General features: G+C 48.1%; 2 protein-coding genes and 4 tRNA genes. All 6 read right to left on the reverse strand.

Annotated features, from left to right (window positions below):
* Positions 1 to 124 precede the first annotated feature (124 nt).
* The 6 genes from FHQ23_RS00125 to xerD all read right to left on the reverse strand — a co-directional run bounded on the left by FHQ23_RS00125 (position 125) and on the right by xerD (position 3,223).
* Positions 125 to 200, reverse strand: a tRNA-Thr gene (locus FHQ23_RS00125).
* A 4-nt stretch (positions 201 to 204) separates the two neighbouring features.
* Positions 205 to 279: transfer RNA gene (locus FHQ23_RS00130), tRNA-Gly, on the reverse strand.
* A 44-nt stretch (positions 280 to 323) separates the two neighbouring features.
* Positions 324 to 408: transfer RNA gene (locus FHQ23_RS00135), tRNA-Tyr, on the reverse strand.
* A gap of 33 nt (positions 409 to 441) precedes the next feature.
* Positions 442 to 517, reverse strand: a tRNA-Thr gene (locus FHQ23_RS00140).
* 177 nt (positions 518 to 694) lie between these two features.
* Complete coding sequence (locus tag FHQ23_RS00145) at positions 695 to 2,227, reverse strand: YifB family Mg chelatase-like AAA ATPase (RefSeq protein WP_139612501.1); 1,533 nt, start codon at positions 2,225 to 2,227, stop codon at positions 695 to 697.
* A 102-nt stretch (positions 2,228 to 2,329) separates the two neighbouring features.
* Positions 2,330 to 3,223, reverse strand: a complete 894-nt coding sequence (gene xerD, locus FHQ23_RS00150) for a site-specific tyrosine recombinase XerD (RefSeq protein WP_139612502.1) — start codon at positions 3,221 to 3,223, stop codon at positions 2,330 to 2,332.
* Positions 3,224 to 3,383 lie beyond the last annotated feature (160 nt).

Consider the following 3,383-nt stretch of genomic DNA (forward strand, 5'->3'; position numbering starts at 1 on the left):
TCAAATTTTTCTTTAGACATTTTAGTCCCTCTAAACAAACACGGTTATCGATGGTTCAGTTACCACATTAACCTAATGTAGAAATTGATTTCAATTGAATGGGATTGCAATAAGAATAGAAAAGTGGTGCTGATAGGCGGATTCGAACCGCCGACCTCACCCTTACCAAGGGTGCGCTCTACCAACTGAGCTATATCAGCGCTTTGGAGCGGGCAGCGGGAATCGAACCCGCGTCATCAGCTTGGAAGGCTGAGGTAATAGCCATTATACGATGCCCGCGTTCTTATTCATCTACCCCAATCATCTGGATTTGAATGAAAAAATGGTGGAGGGAGAAGGATTCGAACCTTCGAAGGCTGAGCCGGCAGATTTACAGTCTGCTCCCTTTGGCCGCTCGGGAATCCCTCCACGCTACTTATTTACGCTTACTTACTTAAGTAATGGTGCCGACTACCGGAATCGAACTGGTGACCTACTGATTACAAGTCAGTTGCTCTACCTACTGAGCTAAGTCGGCGACGCAAACAAGTGAGGCGTATTATAGGGATATAAATTCCCCTGACAAGCATTTTTTGCAAAAAAATGGCAAATTTTCATTGTTCGATTGCTTTTTAAACAAGATGAGGAAGATTTAAACTAATTTCTTATAAAAATCGAGAAAACCGCATGTTATCCCACTACTTATCATGCGCATTTAACGCTCAGATTGATTTGCCAAACGTGCTAATAATCGATCCATCGCACGATATCCCAAGGCTTCGGTTAAATGTTGTCGTTCAATCTGTTCACAACCGTCCAAATCCGCAATAGTTCGCGAAACTTTTAAAATACGGTGATACGCACGTACCGATAGCCCCAGTTTTAATAATGCATTTTCTAAAAACAGTGAATCTGCCGAACTCAATGCGCAATGTTGTTCCAACAGTTTGCCACTCAAATGTGCATTAATTTTTCCGCTGCGTGCCAGCTGTTTTTCTTGTACCACAACCACTTTTGACCGCACTTGTTCACTCGTTTCGCCACGCTCTCCGCCCTGTTGCAAACTGCCGGCTGGTAATAATGGCACTTCGATCGATAAATCAAAGCGATCGAGAAACGGACCGGATAAACGATTGAGATAGCGCATCACCTGCTGAATTGAAGTGCGGTTGTGCAAGCCTTGATAATGCCCGGTCGGACTCGGATTCATCGCCGCAACCAGCTGAAACTTTGCCGGAAACCGCACTTTGGCATTGGCTCGGGAAATGACAATTTCGCCGGATTCCAACGGTTCACGCAGTGCATCCAGCACCCTACGTTCAAACTCCGGCAGTTCATCTAAAAACAACACACCGTTATGCGCCAGCGAAATCTCACCCGGTTTCGGATTTGAGCCGCCACCGACCAGTGCCGCGAGTGAAGCGCTGTGGTGTGGAGTGCGAAACGGTCGCTGTCGCCAATACTGGCTATGCAGCCGAGTCTGTACCAAGCTGGCAACCGCAGCGCTCTCTATGGCTTCATGCTCATTCATTTCCGGCAAAAGTGCGGTCAGCCGACTTGCTAACATCGTTTTTCCGGTGCCTGGCGGCCCTAAAAACAGTAAATTATGCTGTCCGGCAGCGGCAATCATCAGCGCCCGTTTGGCGTGTTGTTGTCCGATGATATCGGTTAAACAACGGCTTTCGCGCGGCAATTCCTGCACCGGGAATGACGTTAACTGCGCCGATGGCAACTCATCTTGTCCTTGCAAAAATGCGGCAATTTGTAACAATGAATCGGCAAAATAAGTCTGATAATCACCGAGCAACCCTGCTTGCTCCGCATTTTCGCTGGCAATAATTAATTTACGCTTTACTTTCCCAGCCTCGATAATCGCCGGAATTACGCCCTGCGTGCCACGCAGTTCACCAGTTAATGCCAACTCCCCCAAAAACTCATAACGTCCCAAATTCTCCGCCGAAATCTGCCCCGAGGCCGCCAAAATGCCCAATGCTATTGCCAAATCGTAACGCCCACCTTCTTTCGGCAAATCCGCCGGCGCCAGGTTAATCGTCATGCGGTATAGTGGATATTCAAAACGCGCATTAATCAGCGCACTGCGCACCCGATCGCGCGCCTCTTTCACTGCTGTTTCCGGCAAGCCAACCAATGTCAGCCCCGGTTTACCACGGCTCATATGCACTTCAATCGTCACCAACGGCGCCTCTACTCCGATACACGCCCGACTATAAACAATCGCTAACGACATTTTGCCTCTCTATTGAATAATAAATAGCAAACAGTATAGAAAAGTGCGGTCAAGAAAAAACGGATGCCGATGTTTTTTACGATCCGGATCGTAAAAAAACCATTAACCCCTCGGATGAAACTGTTGGTGTAGTTTTTTGAGGCGTTCTTTGGCGACGTGGGTGTAGATTTGGGTGGTAGAGAGGTCGCTGTGGCCGAGCAGCATTTGCACGACACGTAAGTCCGCGCCATGATTCACCAAATGCGTGGCGAAGGCGTGGCGTAGCACATGTGGCGAGAGGCTGTCTTGGTCGATTTGTGCCAATAAGGCGTGGTGTTTAATCCGGTGCCAGAATGTCTGGCGGGTCATCATCGTGCCACGTAAGCTTGGGAACAACACATCGGAACTCTGCCCTTTTAGCAGCACCGTCCGCCCGTATAATACAAACTGTTGAATCCAATACGTTGCCTCTTCACCCATCGGCACCAACCGCTCTTTGTCCCCCTTGCCGATCACCCGCACCACGCCTTGATTCAAACTGAGATGATTCAGGGTTAAGGTGACCAATTCAGTCACGCGCAAGCCGGTGGCGTATAACAGTTCTAACATCGCTTTGTCACGCAACTCCAATGGATCGTCGGTTGCTGGCGCATTCAGCAAATCAGTAACCTGTGCTTCGCTCAGGTATTTCGGCAAGCGAGACGGCAGTTTGGGCGAGGTTAAAAGTGCGGTCGGATCATCGACGCGATATTTTTCACGATACAAATATTGGAACAATTTGCGCATTGCGCTTAACAGGCGTGCCGAGCTGGTAGCTTTGTAACCTTGTGCCAAACGCTCGCCAAGAAAACTTTGCAAATCAACCGCATCAAGTGCGGTTAAACTGAGTTGCTGCTGTTGTAGCCAGAGGCAAAGTGCGGTCAAGTCCAAGCGGTAGGAGGCGACGGTGTTTTCCGACAACCCTTTTTCCAACCACAGTTCATTGAGGAACAAATCTACCAGCGTGCTGTCTTTCATATTGCTCCTGTTGTCTGTTGTTTAATCGAACCGCACTTTAGGGTCTGTTTGATGATAACACTAGGGTCTGTTGATCTTTGTTTATAATTTGAGCTATAGACTATTTTTCGCCACTCTTTTTGCAAATAAATAAGGCAAAAATTGTGAGGTTTAGTGATTC

Source organism: Testudinibacter crocodili (assembly GCF_006228025.1).
Lineage (GTDB): Bacteria > Pseudomonadota > Gammaproteobacteria > Enterobacterales > Pasteurellaceae > Chelonobacter.

Excerpts from the sequence above, each read along its gene's own strand:
- FHQ23_RS00145 (WP_139612501.1), bottom strand. The coding sequence starts at position 2,227 with ATGTCGTTAGCGATTGTTTATAGTCGGGCGTGTATCGGAGTAGAGGCG.
- xerD (WP_139612502.1), bottom strand. The coding sequence starts at position 3,223 with ATGAAAGACAGCACGCTGGTAGATTTGTTCCTCAATGAACTGTGGTTG.